The sequence below is a fragment of the Rhizobacter sp. P2_H2 genome (assembly GCF_056403375.1).
The window spans coordinates 1-15,198 of the sequence record NZ_JBFUFP010000040.1 but is presented as its reverse complement, the minus strand read 5'-3'; the positions used below and the strand labels follow the sequence as shown (position 1 = coordinate 15,198).

General features: G+C 70.3%; 15 protein-coding genes. 8 read left to right on the top strand and 7 right to left on the bottom strand.

Features of this window, described 5'->3' with window-relative positions:
• Positions 1 to 151: 151 nt before the first annotated feature.
• Together AC1D15_RS05145 and AC1D15_RS05140 are read left to right on the top strand one after the other, a co-directional pair.
• A complete protein-coding gene (locus AC1D15_RS05145; protein ID WP_477825156.1) occupies positions 152 to 1,540 on the top strand; it encodes an aminopeptidase P N-terminal domain-containing protein in 1,389 nt (462 codons plus the stop codon).
• A gap of 27 nt (positions 1,541 to 1,567) precedes the next feature.
• On the top strand, positions 1,568 to 3,037 hold the full coding sequence (locus AC1D15_RS05140; RefSeq protein ID WP_477825155.1) for a sensor domain-containing diguanylate cyclase: 1,470 nt from the start codon (positions 1,568 to 1,570) through the stop codon (positions 3,035 to 3,037).
• A gap of 11 nt (positions 3,038 to 3,048) precedes the next feature.
• On the opposite strand, the gene AC1D15_RS05135 is transcribed toward AC1D15_RS05140, so the two are convergent.
• The gene (locus tag AC1D15_RS05135) at positions 3,049 to 3,345 is read right to left on the bottom strand and encodes a type II toxin-antitoxin system RelE/ParE family toxin (RefSeq protein WP_047501491.1); all 297 of its coding nucleotides are present in this window, start codon (positions 3,343 to 3,345) and stop codon (positions 3,049 to 3,051) included.
• Positions 3,342 to 3,572, bottom strand: coding sequence for an addiction module protein (locus AC1D15_RS05130; RefSeq protein WP_047501489.1), 231 nt, complete (start codon positions 3,570 to 3,572; stop codon positions 3,342 to 3,344). The genes AC1D15_RS05135 and AC1D15_RS05130 overlap by 4 nt, the downstream gene beginning before the upstream one ends.
• Positions 3,573 to 3,659: 87 nt before the next feature.
• Here AC1D15_RS05130 and AC1D15_RS05125 point away from each other — a divergent pair, with 87 nt between their 5' ends.
• From AC1D15_RS05125 to AC1D15_RS05115, 3 genes are all read left to right on the top strand, one after another.
• The gene (locus AC1D15_RS05125; protein WP_047501487.1) at positions 3,660 to 4,076 is read left to right on the top strand and encodes an LIC_13387 family protein; all 417 of its coding nucleotides are present in this window, start codon (positions 3,660 to 3,662) and stop codon (positions 4,074 to 4,076) included.
• Positions 4,077 to 4,212: 136 nt separating this feature from the next.
• Complete coding sequence (gene lplT / locus AC1D15_RS05120; protein WP_047501485.1) at positions 4,213 to 5,490, top strand: lysophospholipid transporter LplT; 1,278 nt, start codon at positions 4,213 to 4,215, stop codon at positions 5,488 to 5,490.
• Positions 5,487 to 6,404, top strand: a complete 918-nt coding sequence (locus AC1D15_RS05115; RefSeq protein ID WP_477825154.1) for a DMT family transporter — start codon at positions 5,487 to 5,489, stop codon at positions 6,402 to 6,404. Before lplT ends, AC1D15_RS05115 begins: the two co-directional genes overlap by 4 nt.
• On the opposite strand, the gene AC1D15_RS05110 is transcribed toward AC1D15_RS05115, so the two are convergent.
• Positions 6,405 to 6,731 carry a hypothetical protein gene (locus tag AC1D15_RS05110; RefSeq protein ID WP_052211330.1) on the bottom strand — a complete coding sequence of 109 codons (327 nt, stop codon included), beginning with the start codon at positions 6,729 to 6,731 and terminating at the stop codon, positions 6,405 to 6,407.
• 76 nt (positions 6,732 to 6,807) lie between these two features.
• Entirely contained in the window at positions 6,808 to 7,620 is an 813-nt protein-coding gene (locus tag AC1D15_RS05105) for a response regulator (protein WP_047501484.1), read from the bottom strand.
• 157 nt (positions 7,621 to 7,777) lie between these two features.
• Here AC1D15_RS05105 and AC1D15_RS05100 point away from each other — a divergent pair, with 157 nt between their 5' ends.
• The 3 genes from AC1D15_RS05100 to AC1D15_RS05090 all read left to right on the top strand — a co-directional run bounded on the left by AC1D15_RS05100 (position 7,778) and on the right by AC1D15_RS05090 (position 12,068).
• Positions 7,778 to 8,230: a c-type cytochrome gene (locus AC1D15_RS05100; RefSeq protein WP_465111405.1), complete on the top strand. Its 453-nt coding sequence runs from the start codon at positions 7,778 to 7,780 to the stop codon at positions 8,228 to 8,230.
• A gap of 163 nt (positions 8,231 to 8,393) precedes the next feature.
• A complete protein-coding gene (locus AC1D15_RS05095) occupies positions 8,394 to 10,826 on the top strand; it encodes a polysaccharide biosynthesis/export family protein (protein WP_477825153.1) in 2,433 nt (810 codons plus the stop codon).
• A 3-nt stretch (positions 10,827 to 10,829) separates the two neighbouring features.
• Positions 10,830 to 12,068, top strand: a complete 1,239-nt coding sequence (locus AC1D15_RS05090) for a Wzz/FepE/Etk N-terminal domain-containing protein (protein ID WP_477825152.1) — start codon at positions 10,830 to 10,832, stop codon at positions 12,066 to 12,068.
• Between the two features lie 9 nt (positions 12,069 to 12,077).
• On the opposite strand, the gene AC1D15_RS05085 is transcribed toward AC1D15_RS05090, so the two are convergent.
• The 3 genes from AC1D15_RS05085 to AC1D15_RS05075 are packed head-to-tail and all read right to left on the bottom strand — an operon-like array spanning position 12,078 to position 15,018.
• On the bottom strand, positions 12,078 to 12,914 hold the full coding sequence (locus tag AC1D15_RS05085) for a PhzF family phenazine biosynthesis protein (protein WP_465111402.1): 837 nt from the start codon (positions 12,912 to 12,914) through the stop codon (positions 12,078 to 12,080).
• Positions 12,911 to 14,089: an aminotransferase-like domain-containing protein gene (locus AC1D15_RS05080; RefSeq protein ID WP_465111401.1), complete on the bottom strand. Its 1,179-nt coding sequence runs from the start codon at positions 14,087 to 14,089 to the stop codon at positions 12,911 to 12,913. The genes AC1D15_RS05085 and AC1D15_RS05080 overlap by 4 nt, the downstream gene beginning before the upstream one ends.
• Positions 14,086 to 15,018 (bottom strand): DMT family transporter, encoded by a 933-nt coding sequence (locus tag AC1D15_RS05075; RefSeq protein ID WP_477825151.1) that lies wholly within the window; start codon positions 15,016 to 15,018, stop codon positions 14,086 to 14,088. The genes AC1D15_RS05080 and AC1D15_RS05075 overlap by 4 nt, the downstream gene beginning before the upstream one ends.
• Between the last annotated feature and the right edge of the window lie 180 nt (positions 15,019 to 15,198).

The following is a 15,198-nucleotide window of genomic DNA, read 5'->3' as shown; positions in this document are numbered from 1 at the left end:
GCCGCATCCCGACGGCCGGCGACAAGGAAATGCTGCGCGAGCTGCGCCGCCTGCGCAAGCAGCGCGCCGAGGCGGCGGCGGCCGCCGGCGACCCGCCGAAAGCGCGCGCGGACAGCGAGTTCTGACGCAGCGGCGCAGCGCCCTCCTCCCGATGCGCACCCACTCCTTCCGCCAGCGCCGCGCCGAACTGGCCCGTCGCCTCGCGGCGGCCGGCGGCGGCATCGCGATCGTGCCGACCGCGGCCATGCAGCTGCGCAACGGCGACAACGAGCACCCGTTCCGCCACGGCAGCCACTTCCACTACCTGAGCGGCTTCGACGAGCCGCACAGCTGCCTGGTGCTGCATGCCGACGGCCGCAGCGAGCTGTTCTGCCACGGCGCCAGTGCCGAGCGCTCGGTGTGGGAAGGGCCGATGCTCGGCCCCGAAGCCGCACCGCAGGCGCTCGGCGTCGACCAGGCCTGGCCGATCGAGCGGCTCGACGAGCTGCTGCCCGAGCTGATGGGCCGTGTGCGCAATGTCTGGACGCTGTTCACCGTGCCGAGCGCGATCGACCAGCGCCYGCCCGGCTGGCTGGCGCGCGCACGCACCCGCGCCGGCCTCGGCGCCGAGGGCCCGGTGCACCGCGACCTGGGCCCGCTGGTCGACGAGATGCGGCTGATCAAGGACAGCGACGAGATCGACACGATGCGCCGTGCCGCGGCGATCTCGGCCGGCGCCCATGCGCGCGCGATGCGCTGGTGCGGGCAGCGCTTTCGCGCCGACCCGGCGGCCGCCGTACGCGAGTACGAGATCGAGGCCGAGCTGCTGCATGAGTTCCGCCGCCATGGCGCGAGCGGGCCGGCCTACGGCACCATCGTCGCGGCCGGCGGCAATGCCTGCGTGCTGCACCACGCGGCCGGCCCCGCCGAGCTGCGCGCCGGCCAGCTGTGCCTGGTGGACGCGGGCTGCGAGCTCGACGGGTATGCGAGCGACATCAGCCGCACCTTTCCCGCCGATGGCCGCTTCACCGCGCCGCAGCGCGCGCTGTACGACGTGGTGCTGGCGGCGCAGCAGGTGGCGGTGGCCGCGACGCGGCCCGGCTGCCGCCAGCGCGACGCCCACGAAGCCGCGGTGCGCGTGCTGTCGCAGGGCCTGCTCGACCACGGGCTGCTGTCGCACGACCGGCACGGCGATGTCGATGCGGTGATGGCGAGCGGCGCCTACCGGCGCTTCTACATGCACGACACCGGCCACTGGCTGGGGCGCGACGTGCACGATGTCGGCGAGTACCTGTCGCTGCAGGAGCCGGCCGTCGACCAGCCGGATTTCCGCGGCGGGCGGGTCGTGCGCGCGCCGTCGCGCCGGCTCGAATGCGGCATGGTCGTCACGCTGGAGCCCGGCCTGTACGTGCAGCCGGCGCCCGACGTGCCCGAGGCCTACTGGAACATCGGCATCCGCATCGAGGATGATGCGGTCGTGACGCCGGGCGGATGCGAGCTGATCAGCCACGCGGCACCGGTGGAGCCGGATGCCATCGAAGCCTGGATGAATGCGCACTGAGGTCGCCGCTGCCATGAACGTCAAGCCATGAACGTTACTGAGGCCCTGCCCCCCGCCGAGCTGGCCAGCCTGTTCGAGCTCGCGCCGGTGTCGCTGTGGCTGGAGGACTACAGCGCGCTGCATGCGTTGTTCTCGCGCTGGCGCGCTGCCGGCGTGACCGACCTGCGCGCGCACCTGCGGGCCGACCCACGCCGCGTCGCCGAATGCTCGGCCTGCCTGCGCGTGCTGCAGGTGAACCGGCGCACGCTGGAGCTGTACGGCGCGCGCGACCTGGCACACCTGGTCGAGAACCTGGCGCGCGTGTTTCGCGACAACATGTTCGAGCAGCTCGTCGAGGAGCTGGCCGCGCTGTGGGACGGCCGCACCCGCTTCACGAGCCAGACGGTCCACTACGCGCTGGACGGCCGGCGCCTCGACATCGTGCTGAACGCCACCGTGCTGCCGGGCCACGAGGCCGGCTGGGATCGCGTGCTGCTCGCGATCGAGGACGTGACCGAGCGCAGCGCCGCGGCCGAGGCGCTGCGGCTGAGCGAGCTGTATGCGCGCGGGCTGTTCGAGCATTCGCCGGTGTCGCTGTGGGTGGAGGATTTCAGCAGCGTGAAGCGGCTGCTCGACGAGGCCCGCGCGCAGGGCATCAGCGACTTCCGGGTGTTCACCGACGTGCACCCGGAGTTCGTCAGCCGCTGCCTGCAGGAGATCCGCGTGATCGACGTGAACCAGCAGACGCTGCGCATGTTCGGCGCGCCCGACCGCGGCACGCTGCTGCGGCGGCTGGACGACGTGTTCCGCGACGACATGGCCTCGCATTTCGCCGACCAGCTGCACGACCTGTGGAACGGCAAGACCACGCACCAGCGCGAGGTCGTCAACTACAACCTGGCCGGCGACAAGCTGCATGTGTACCTGCAGTTCTCGGTGCTGCCCGGCCACGAGGCCGACTGGGACCTGGTGCTGATCTCGCTGACCGACATCACGGCACGCAAGCAGGCCGAGGCGTACCTCGAGTTCCTCGGCAAGCACGACCCGTTGACCAAGCTGCGCAACCGGGCCTTCTTCGTCGACGAGATCAACCGGCTGGAGCGCAAGGGGCCGTGGCCGGTGACGGTGGTGGTGGCCGACCTGAACGGGCTGAAGACGATCAACGACACGCAGGGCCACGCGGCCGGCGACGCGCTGCTGCGGCGCGCCGGCGAGGTGCTGACGAAGGCGATCGACAAGCCGATGTGCGCCGCGCGCATCGGCGGCGACGAATTCGCGCTGCTGCTGCCGGGGATGGATGCACGCGCCGCGCAGCTGCTGCTGGAACGGCTGGCCTCGCTGGCGGAGCTGAACAACCAGTTCCACGGCACGACGACGCTGAGCTTCGCGCTCGGCATCGCCACCTGCGAGGCCGGCGGGCGCATCGAAGCCGCGGTCAACGAGGCGGACCACGCGATGTATGCGTCGAAGAAGGCGTTCTATGAGAGCGCGGAGATGAATCGGCGCAAGGCGGGGTGAGCGGGTTGCGCTCAGTCGACACGCGAAGCCCAGTAGTGCGGGCGCTTCCTATGAGGGGCGATGGCCACGACAAGCAGCCTGTCTTGCCAAGCCCGGTAGACGATGCTGAACGGAAACCCTTTGACCAGGACGCTGCGGGTCTCCTTGAAGCTCGGTGCACCGCCCAACGGATGCGTCCTGACGCGGGAAACTGCCGCTTCGACAGCGGCCTGGAAGCGCAGGCCAGCTCCCGTGGCGCCCTTGGAGTAGTAGGTGACTTCCTTGAGCAGCTCGATCTCTGCGGCGGGAAGGAAGGAGACCTTGATCACCGCGCTATTCGGTGAGCCTTGGCGAACACATCTTCTGCGTCAATCGGCAGGACTTCACCCCGCTCGAACTCGGCCAACCTGCGTTGGATCTCGTTTTCCCACGCCGTGTCGAGCTCAGCGGCGGCTGGCTCGTTGAGCGATTCCATCAGTTGCTCGACGAGCCGTTCACGGTCTTCCGGCGGCAATGCCCGACCGAGGCTGAGGATGTGGGACACGGGATCGGACATGGTCGGCTCCTGATGGCTGGATCGGAGTCTAACGCTCGGGGTTGCGCCTCGTAACGAGGCTTGCGCATTCGACCCACACAATCCCGCATGTCCCAAATCCTGATCCTTGCCGGCGCAGCGATCTACGGCCTGCTCGGTCTGCTGCACCTGGCCTTCACGTTCTCCGGCACGAACTTCGATCCGCGCGATGCCAACGTCGCGCGCGCGATGCGGTCGAGTTCGCCGCGCCTGACCCGCGACACGACGATGTGGAAGGCCTGGATCGGCTTCAACGCGAGCCACAGCCTGGGCGCCATCCTGTTCTCGCTGGTCTACCTGATGCTCGCCGCGATGCACATGGACGTGCTGCGCCGCTCGCCCACCTTCGTGTGGCTGGCCGGCATCGCGAGCGCCGCCTACGTCGTGCTCGCGCTGCGCTACTGGTTCCGGATTCCGCTGGCGGCGACGGCGATCGCGACCAGCTGCTTCGTCGCCGGGGCCGTCACGATGTCGCTGGGGTACTGAGCCGGTCGGCGCGACGGGGGCACCATGCCCCGTGCTATAACCGCCGCCGCGGGGAACCAGCAGCGGCCGCGTCGAGCGCTGCATCGATTGATGACCGGGCCCACCCGGCATGCGACAGGCAGCACGCTCTCAGCGAATGAAAAAAGGTTTCTACACCATCATGTCGGCGCAGTTCTTCAGCTCGCTGGCTGACAACGCGTTGCTGGTGAGCGCCATCGAACTGTTGAAGACCTCTCACGCGCCCACCTGGCAGGTGCCGGCGCTGAGTCCGATCTTCGCGCTGTTCTATGTGATCCTCGCGCCCTTCCTCGGCGCGTTCGCCGACGCCGTGCCGAAGGGGCGGGTGATGTTCGCGTCGAACGCGATCAAGGTGATCGGCTGCCTGATGATGCTGTTCGGCAGCCATCCGCTGATCTCCTACGCGATCGTCGGCCTGGGCGCCGCCGCCTACTCGCCGGCCAAGTACGGCATCCTGACCGAGCTGCTGCCGAACTCGCAGCTGGTCAAGGCCAACGGCTGGATCGAGGGGCTGACCATCCTGTCGATCATCCTGGGCCTGCTGCTCGGCGGCCAGCTGGTCGGCCATGCGATCGCGGCGCACCTGCTCGCCTTCGACCTGCCGCTGGTCGACACCGGCATCAACACCCCCCCCGAAGCGGCGATCTCGATCATCGTCTTCCTGTACGTCGTCGCCGCGCTCTTCAACCTGCGCATCCCGCGCACCGAGGCGCCGCTGCAGCCGCTCTCGCACAGCGTCGTCGAGCTGGTGCGCGATTTCTCCAGCTGCAATGCCCGCCTGTGGAGCGACAAGCTGGGCCAGATCTCGCTGTCGACGACCACGCTGTTCTGGGGCGTCTCGGGCAACCTGCGCGTGATCGTGTTCGCCTGGGCCGCCGCGGCGCTCGGCTACACGACCACGCAGGCCTCGACGCTGGCCGGCGTGGTGGCGCTGGGCACCGCGGTCGGTGCGATCGCGGCATCGGTGCGGGTGCGGCTCGACCAGGCGACCAACGTGATCCCGCTCGGCATCATGATGGGCGTGCTGGTGATCGGCCTGAACTTCATCCACAACGTCTGGATGGCCGCTCCCTTCCTGGTGATCCTCGGCGCGATCGGCGGCTACCTGGTGGTGCCGATGAACGCGCTGCTGCAGCACCGCGGGCACAACCTGATGGGCGCCGGCCGCTCGATCGCGGTGCAGAACTTCAACGAGCAGGCCTGCATCCTCGGGCTCGGCGCGTTCTACACTGGCATGACGAAGTTCGGCATGTCGGCCTTCGCGTCGATCACGGTGTTCGGCCTGGTCGTCGCCGGCACCATGTGGCTGATCCGCCGCTGGCATGCGCGCAACCTGGTCGTCTACCGCGACGAGGTCGATCACCTGCTCGCCCTCGCCCGCAGCGACAAGCATTGAACCTGACGCCCGCAGCCGCCGGCCGCGACGCACGAACCGCCCCCGGCTTTCTCCCCGCGCTCGCCCTCGGCTTCAACGCGCTGGTGTGGGGCGTCTCGTGGTGGCCGTTCCGCGAGCTGCAGGCGCTCGGCCTGCACCCGCTGTGGGCCACCGTGCTGGTCTACGCGGTCGCGGTGCTGCTGATCGTCGCGACGCGCCGCCGCGCCCTCGGCACGCTGCTGCGCACGCCGAGCCTGTGGCTGCTGATGCTGGCGTCGGGCACCACCAATGCGGCCTTCAACTGGGCGATGGTGATCGGCGACGTGGTGCGCGTCGTGCTGCTGTTCTACCTGATGCCGCTGTGGACGGTGCTGCTGTCGCGGCTGGTGCTGAAGGAGGCCTTCACGCCGACCACCGCGCTGCGCATCGCGCTGGCCCTGGCCGGCGCCTTCATCGTGCTGAAACCGGCCGGCGCAGGCGTCGCGTTGCCGTTGCCGCAATCGCTGCCGGACTGGCTCGCCCTGCTCGGCGGCTTCTCGTTCGCGCTCAACAACGTGATGCTGCGCCACCAGGCGCACCGGCCGGAAGAGGCGCGCGCGCTCGCGATGTTCACCGGCGGCGTGCTGGTGGCCGGCACGCTGGCAACCACGCTCGCGTCGCAGGCGCTGATGCCCTGGTTGCCGGCGCCGCACACCGGCTGGCTGCTTGCCGTCGGCGCGCTGAGCCTCGCGTTCCTCGCCAGCAACCTCGCGCTGCAGTACGGCGCCTCGCGGCTGCCGGCCAACGTCACGTCGGTCGTGATGCTGTGCGAGGTGGTGTTCGCGACGCTGTCGGCCGTCGCGCTCGGCGCCGGCACGCTGACGCCGACCGTGCTGGCGGGCGGCGCGCTGATCCTCGCGGCCGCGCTGCTGTCGGCCTTCGAAAACTCGCGCTGATCACTGCAGCGTGCGCGTCCCCGGCAGGCTGAAGACTTCCACCGGCGACTGCGGCGCATGGCAGGCCGCGCCGGCGTCGCGCGTGCAGCCGGCCATCACGGCCCAGCGTTCGTGCAGGTGCCACAGCACGCAGCGGCAATCGCCCGACAGCTGCGGGTGCCCGGCCAGCAGCGCGAGGTTGTGCGCGATCTTCTCGCCCATCCCCGCCCGGTGCGCCGGGTCGCTGGCGGCCTGCAGGTACTGGCTGTAGCCGGTCATCAACGCGAGTGTTCCCGCCAGCATCGCCTCGACGCCGGGCATGTGGTGTTCTTCGACGAGCAGGTCCATGCGACGCTATCCTCGACAGTGGCAATGGACAGATGCTACTCCAAATGCGAATCATTCTCAAATGGAGTGTATCGAATCACCCTGCGGCAGGGGCGACGAAGTCGGGATCGAGCTGGCGCAGCGTCTGCAGGAATTCGGGGTCCATCAGCGGCTTGGCCAGGTAGGCATCGCTGCCGGCCAGCGAGGTGCGCACCCGTTCAGACGCGGCGGCCTGCCCGGTGATCAGCACGATGCGCGGCCCGCCGGCCGACTGGCGGGCGGTCTGCTTCATGAACTGGCACAGCTGCAGGCCGTCCATCGGGCTGTCCGGGCCGAGCGCGATGTCGATGAAGGCGAGCGCGAAGCTGTGCGTCGTCATGCGATCGAGCGCCTGCGTGCTGTTGCGTGCCAGGTGCACCCGGTAGCCCAGGCGCATCAGCCGCACCTGCAGGAACTTGAGCGCGATGCGGCTGTCGTCGACGACCAGCACGTCCTTCGCGACACGTCCGCCGGCAACCGCGGCGACATCGAACGCGGCGACGTCGGAGGCGACCCAGTCGGCCTGCGGCGGCTCGTCGAGCAACGCAAGGCGCTGTTCGAGCAGCAGGTCGAGTTCGCGCACGATGCGGGTCGGCTCGATCGGGCGAGGCAGGTGCGCCGCCGCGCCGGCGGGCGCCCGGGCACCGACGAAGACCGTGTCGGCCAGCCGCCCGGCTGCACTCACGGCGGCGACCGCGGCCGGCTGGTCGGCATCGGCGATCACGAAATCGGCCTCGGCCAGGTCGGCGGCAGGCTCGTAGGCCGGTGCGCGCTGCTCGGCCAGGCGCAGGAACGACTGCACGCCCTCGCGCTCGAAATCGCTGAATCCCTGCAACGCCACCGAATAACGCATGCGGATGCGCTCGGCCATCGTGTGCTCCCTGGTGTTGGTATGACGGGGATGTTGGGCGCGGCCGCCTGACGCGTCAAGGTGCGCGTCAGGCGCGCCCGGAATGGAATGCCGTGCTGCTGCGTACACTGCCCTGCCCCCCTCCACGACATCCCCAGCCCCAGCCAGGAGATCCCGCATGAATCGATCGATCCTCGTCCTCGCCACCGTGGCCGGCCTCGCCGCTGCGTTTCCCGCGGCCGCCCAGTTCGCCAAGCCCGAAGACGCGGTCAAGTACCGCAAGGGCGCCTTCACCGTGATGGCGGCGCACTTCGGCCGCGTCGCCGCGATGGCCAACGGGCGCATCCCGTTCGACGCCAAGGCCGCCGCCGAGAACGCCGAGATCGCGACGATGGTGTCCAAGCTGCCGTTCGCCGGCTTCATCGACGGCACCGACAAGGGCGAGACCCGGGCCAAGCCGGAGATCTGGACCGAGCAGGACAAGTTCAAGGCCGCCGCGACGAAGATGCAGGACGCGATGGAGAAGCTGAACGTCGCGGCCAAGTCCGGCAACGTCGACACGTTGAAGGCCGCGGCCGGAACCGTCGGCCAGGCCTGCAAGGGCTGCCACGACACCTACCGCAAGGAGTGAGCGGCGTGCGGCCGTGCGGCCGCCGGGTGCGGGAGGCCATCCGCTACCATTCGGGGTTGCCTTCACGAGCCTGCTTCGAATGACCGTGCCCCGAATGACTGCGCCCCGTTTGCGAGCCGCGCGCGTCCTCGCGCTCCTGCTTCCGTTGCATGCCGGACTGGCCGTGGCCGCCGACGAACAGCCGCCCGGCGGCTCGTTCACCACCCCGGCCTATGCCACCGCTGCCAGCGCCCCCGCGACCGGCAATGCGCTGCGCAATGTCCCGGCGGCCGGGCAGCAACCCGCAGCGCGCGACGGCGACGATGCGGCGGCCCGGCTGCGCAACCTGCCGCCGCCGAAGCCGAGCGAGTTCCAGAAGTTCGTCGAGGCCGCCACCGGTCGCCAGCTGCAGCCCTTCGGCAGCAACTTCTTCGCCGAGGCCTCGCGCGCGATCCAACCGGTCGACAACGTGCCGGTCGCGGCGGACTACACCGTCGGCCCCGGCGACGAGGTGCTGGTGAGGGCCTGGGGCTCGATCGACGTCGACTACCGCAGCACCGTCGACCGCAACGGCCAGCTGAACCTGCCGAAGGTCGGCAGCTTCACGGTCTCGGGCATCAAGGCGTCCGAGCTCGAGGCGCAGTTGCGTGCACAGATCGGCCGGCTCTACCGCAACTTCAACCTCAGCGTGTCGCTGGGCAAGCTGCGCGGCTTGAAGGTGTTCGTCGTCGGTCCGGCCCGCCTGCCGGGCGTCTACACGGTGCCGAGCCAGGCCACGATGCTGTCGGCCGTGGTGGCCGCCGGCGGCCCGGGCCCGAACGGTTCGATGCGCCGGGTGCAGCTGCGCCGCGACAACCAGCTGGTGTCCGAACTCGACATCTACGATTTCCTGGTGCAGGGCGACAAGTCCAAGGACCTGCAGCTGCTGGCCGGCGACGTTCTGGTGTTCCAGCCGGTCGGGCCGCGCGTCGCGCTGAGCGGTGCCCTCGACAACGCGGCCATCTACGAACTGAAGGGCACGCAGGAGCCCGTCAGCGAGCTGCTGCGCTACGCGGGCGGCTCACCGGTGCTGACCAACCCGAACCGCGTGCAGCTCGAGCGCATCGACGCGGCGCAGGGATCGGCCGCGCGCTATGTCGAGGACTTCAAGCTCGACACCACCGGCCTGCAGCGGCCGCTGCGCGACGGCGACATCGTGACGTTGCTGACGATCTCGCCGAAGTTCGCGAACGCGGTCACGCTGAAGGGCCACGTGGCACAGCCGCTGCGCTATGCGTTCACGCCGGGCATGCGCATCCGTGACCTGATCCCGGACAAGGAAGCGCTGATCTCGCCGGATTTCTACCGGCGCAAGAACCTGCTGGTGCAGGTCCTCCCCGATGACGATGACGTGCTGCTCGAAGAGGCCCAGCAGCGGTCGGCCCGCAGTGCGGTCACTGCCGTCGGTGCCCCTCGCTCCGGCGCGACGGGCAATGCCGCCGACACGAACGCTGGCACCGGCACGGACACGCTGCCGATCGTCACGGCCGCCAACGATCCCAATGCCGTGCGCGATCCGAATCGCTTCCCGCTCAGCGAAGGCGAGCGCGCGCGGCGTCGCATGGACCGCCTGGCGRCCGCCGAATCGAAGCGCACGCCGGCCACGCTGTTCGACGAGCTGAACTGGGACTACGCCGTCATCGAACGGCTCAGCGACAAGGACCTGAGCACGCAGGTGATCCCGTTCAACCTCGGCAAGGCCGTGCTGCAGGGCGATCCGGACAACAACGTCGAGCTGAAGGCCGGCGATGTCGTCACCATCTACAGCCAGAAGGACATCCGCGTGCCGGTGGCCAAGCAGACCCGGCTGGTCTCGGTGGAAGGCGAGGTCGGCGCACCCGGCGTGTACCAGCTGCTGCCCGGCGAAACCCTCGGCCAGCTGATCACGCGGGCCGGTGGCTTCACGCCGCAGGCCTACGTGTATGGCCTGGAGTTCAGCCGCGAGGAGACCCGCAAGCGCCAGCGCGAGAACCTGCAGGCCGCCATCGTCCGCCTGGAAGTGCTGTCGGCGCAGCAGGCCGCGCGCGAGGCGGCCAACCGGCGCGACGAGCAGGCCGGCGCGACGGCGATCAGCTCGGCCGCGACGCAGGCGCAGATGGCCCGCCTCAGCCGCGTGCAGCCGAACGGCCGCGTCGCGCTCGAACTCTCGCCCGACACGAACTCGGTGAGCCAGTTGCCGGACGTGCCGCTGGAGAACGCCGATCGCATCGTGGTGCCCAGCCGGCCCGGCTTCGTGACGGTGGCCGGCGCCGTCGTCAACAACAACGCCTTCCTGTGGAAGCCCAACCGCACGGTGGGCGACTACGTGAAGCTGGCCGGCCTGGACGAGGCCGCCGAGCCGTCCAACATGTTCGTGCTGCGCGCCGACGGCACCGTCAGCCATGCGAACGAACGCCGCGGCTGGTTCGGAAGCCTCGAGTCGCAGCCGCTGCAGCCGGGCGATGCGGTCGTGGTGCCGAACCAGCTCGACTACGAGAGCTGGGGCCGTGCCGCGATGCGCAACCTGAAGGACTTCTCGCAGATCTTCTACCAGTTCGGCCTCGGTGCGGCCGCCATCAAGACCTTGCGCGGGGACTGAGCGATGAGCGCCATCGACAACCCCGAAGTTCTTTCCCCCACCCTCGACGAGCCGGAGGACGACGGGCCTTCGATCGGCCTGATGGACCTGCTGGTGTGGCTCGGCGACGGCAAGCGCTGGGTGGCGGGCGCGACCGCGGTCGCTGCCGTGGGCGCCATCATCGCGTCGCTGCTGATGGCGAACATCTATACCGCCCGAGCCACGTTGCTGGCGCCGGGCTCGCAGCAGCAGAGCGGCTCGGCCGCCGCCCTGGCGGCCCTCGGCTCGCTGGGCGGCCTGGCCGGAGGCATCGCCGCGAAGACCCCCGACGAGCTCTACGTGAGCCTGCTCAAGAGCGACAGCGTCCAGCGCGCGCTGGCGAGCCGCTTCAACCTGATGCAGCGCTACGAAGCCAAGACCTACGACGGCCTGCGCAAGGCGATGGCCGTCCACATCCGGATCAGTTCGGACAAGAAGTCCGGCGTGCTGACGGTGGAAGTCGACGACGAGGAGGYGCAGTTCGCTGCCGACCTCGCCAACGCGCATGCAGCCGAAGTGACCAAGCTGCTCGGCCGCCTCGCGGTGTCCGAAGCGCAGCAGCGGCGCGTGTTCTTCGAGCAGCAGCTGAAGGACACGAAGGAGAACCTCGTCCAGGCCGAGCAATCGTTGCGCTCCGTGCAGGAGAAATCGGGGATGGTCGTGCTGGACAAGCAGGCCGAGGCCATCATCGCCGGCGTCGCCCAGCTGAAGGCGCAGATCGCCGAGCGCGAAGTGCGGTTGCGCGTGATGCGAACCGGCGCGACGTCCGAGAACCCGGACGTGCAGCGCCTGAACTCCGAACTGGCCGGCCTGCGGGCCGAACTGGCGCGCATGGAGTCGGCGCCGACGGGCCCCCCGAGCGGCAGCATCGACATCCCGGTCGGCAAGCTGCCGGGCGCGGCGGTCGACTACATCCGCGCCCGGCGCGAGGTGAAGTTCCAGGAGACATTGCTCGAGAGCATGCTCCGGCAGTTCGAGATCGCGAAGCTGGACGAGGCGAAGGAAGGCCCGGCACTGCAGCAGGTGGACGTGGCACAGGCGCCCGATCGGAAATCGAAGCCGGCCCGCGCGATCATCGTGCTGACGACGGTACTGCTGACCTTCCTCGGTTCTTCGCTGTTCGTCATCTGGCGCCGCTACGGCGCGCTGATGCGTGCGCACGATCCGTCGCGCGCTGCGGCCTGGCAGGCCATCCGCCAGGCGTGGCGCTGGCGCCGCGCCTGAGGGGGCTCTTCAGAGCGCCAGCTCGCCGCGGATGCAGCTGACGCTGTGCCCGCCGACCCACACCTGGCCGTCGACCTGCGCGATGTGCACCCGCCCGGCCCGGCCGAGCCGGGTACCTTGCGCAGCGACGTAGCGGGCCGGCGCCACGCCGGCCCCGATCAGCCACTGCGCGAGGCTCGCGTTCAGGCTGCCGGTGACCGGGTCTTCCGGGATGCCGATCGGCGCCGCGAAGCCGCGCACCTCGAACTGGCAGGGCCCGCCGGCCGCATGCGGCCCGATCACGCCGACCTTGGCCAGCGACTTCAGCGCCGCGTGGTCCGGCTCCAGCGCGAGCACCGTGTCGGCGGCGTCGAGCAGCAGGCCCAGCCAGCGCGGGCCGTTGTCGAGCCACTGCGCCTGCCGCACCTGCTCGCGGCGCAGGCCGAGCGCGGCCAGCACCGGCAGCAACCCGGCCTCGGCGATCGGCTCGCGGCGCAGCGGCGGCGCCGCAAAGGCCGCGCGCTCGCCGTCGAGCCGGATGTCGACCCGGCCGACGCCGCACTGCTGCACGACGGCACCGGGCGTCTTCGGCACGCCGCCGGCCTCGAGCCAGGCGTGGCAGCTGCCGAGCGTCGGGTGACCGGCGAACGGCAGCTCGCCGCCCGGCGTGAAGATGCGCACCCGGTAGTCGGCCAGCGGGTCGGTGGGCTGCAGCAGGAAGGTCGTCTCCGACAGGTTGGTCCAGCGCGCGAAGGCCTGCATCTGCGCATCGTCCAGCGCATCGGCGCCGTGCACGACGGCCAGCGGGTTGCCCTTCAGCGCGACATCGGTGAACACATCGACCTGAGCGAATGCGAAGCGCGTCATGCCGCCTCCTTCAGCGCCTCGGCCAGCGCGCGGATGCCGCGCTCGATCTGCTCGGGCGACACGGTGACGAACGACAGCCGCATCGTGTTCGCCTGCGCGTGCTCGGCGAAGAAGGCCGCGCCCGGCACGAAGGCCACGCCCTTGGCGACGGCCTTCGGCAGCAGCGCGATCGCATCGGTGCCGGCCGGCAGCTCGACCCAGAAGAACATGCCGCCGCTCGGCACCGTCCAGCGGCAGCCGGTGGGCATGTGGGCCTCGAGCGCGGCCCGCATCGCATCGCGCTGCGCCTTGTAGCGCGCGCGGATGGTCGGCACGTGCGTGTCGAGGAAGCCGTCGCGGATCACCTCGTGCACCACGCGCTGGTTGAAGCCCGGCGTGTGCAGGTCGGCCGCCTGCTTGGCCTGCAGCAGCTTCGGCACCAGCGGCGCGGGTGCCACCACGTAGCCCAGGCGCAGGCCCGGGGCCAGCACCTTCGAGAACGAGCCGAGGTAGACCGTGCCGTCGGGCCAGCGCGCAGCCAGCGGCGGCGGCGGCGCGGCGTCGAACCACAGGTCGCCGTACGGGTTGTCCTCGACCAGCGGCAGGTTCAGCGCCTGCGCCCGCGCGACGACCGCGGCCCGGCGCGCCTCGCTCATGCAGCGGCCGCTCGGGTTCTGGAAGTTCGGCAGCAGGTACAGGAAGCGCGCGCCTTCGGCGCTGTGCAGCGCCTCGGGCAGCGGGCCGTCGTCATCGCAGTCGACCGCCGTGAAGACCGGCTCGTAGGGCGCGAACGCCTGCAGCGCGCCGAGGTAGGTCGGCGATTCGACGGCGACGCGGCTGCCCGGGTCGACCAGCACCTTGCCGACCAGGTCGAGCCCCTGTTGCGAGCCGGTGGTGATCAGCACCTGCGCCGCGTCGACCTGCTGGCCGTGGCCGCGCAGCATCGCGGCGACCCACTCGCGCAGCGCCGGCAGGCCTTCGCTGGAGGCGTACTGCAGCGCTTCGCGCGGGGTGTCGCGCAGCACGCGGGTGGTGGCCTCGCGCATCGCCTCGACCGGGAAGCCGTCGGGCGACGGCAGCCCGCCGGCCAGCGAGATGATGCCGGGCTGTTCGGTCACCTTCAGGATCTCGCGGATGATCGACGGGTTCATGCGGTGGGCGCGCTGCGCGAGCTGCCAGGGGGTGCGCGAGGTCATGCGGAGTTCCTTGAGGACGTGGCGGGAGAGGTGACGGGAGGCGAGGCGGTGGAAGCCGGGTGTGTCGGCATCTTGCGCCCGATGAACACGGTGGCGATCACCGCGAGCGAGAACAGCACGGTCGTCGCGGACAGGTGCTCGCCGAGCACCGGCACCGCGAACAGCAGCGTCAGGAAGGGCTGCACCAGCTGCACCTGGCTGACCCGCAGCGTACCGCCGAGCGCGAGCCCGCGGTACCACGCGAAGAAGCCGAGCCACATCGAGAACAGCGTGACATAGCCGAAGCCGACCCAGGCACCGCCGTGCACCGGCTGCGCCGGCCAGGTCCAGGCCATCAGCGGCAGCGTGAACGGCATGCTGATCACGAGCACCCAGCAGATCACGTGCTCGGCCTGCAGTTGCCGCGACAGGTGGGCGCCGGCCACATAGCCGATCGACCCGCTGACCACCGCCAGCAGCAGCACGCCGTCGGCCCATTGCAGGCCACCGCCGGACTGGACCGCGAAAGCCAGCACCAGCGCGCAGCCGACCGCGGCACAGGCCCAGAACCCGATCGACGGGCGCTGCCGGAAGAACACCGCCGCCGCGATCGCGGTGCCCAGCGGCAGCACGCCGGTGATCACCGCGGCATGCATCGCATCGACCTCGCGCAACCCGAGGCCGAGGAACAGCGGGAAGCCGACCACCGTGCCGGCGGCGCTAACGGCGAGCGCCGACCACTGCGCGCCGCGCGGCCGCGGTGCCTGCGTGAGCATCAGATAGACCAGGCTCAGCACGCCGGCCAGCGCGGCGCGCCCGGCCACGACGAACAGCGGCGACAGCTGCGGGTCGGCCGCCGGCCCGACGGCCAGCCGCGTCATCGGCGTCGTCAGCGCGAAGATCGCGACCCCGAGGAAGCCCAGCCACAACCCTTTGCGTTCTTGGTCCATGCGGCAGTCTAGCGGCGGCAACCAGCACAGAGCCAGTACACTGGACCACCTCAGCTCGCACGCTGTATTGGTCGCTTCGCCAGCACATGAGCCCGCCAATGAATCCTCTAGCGCCCCTGCACCCCCTGTCCCGCCATGCCGATGCCACGCTGACCGAGCAGCTGTCGGGCCGCTTCGCCG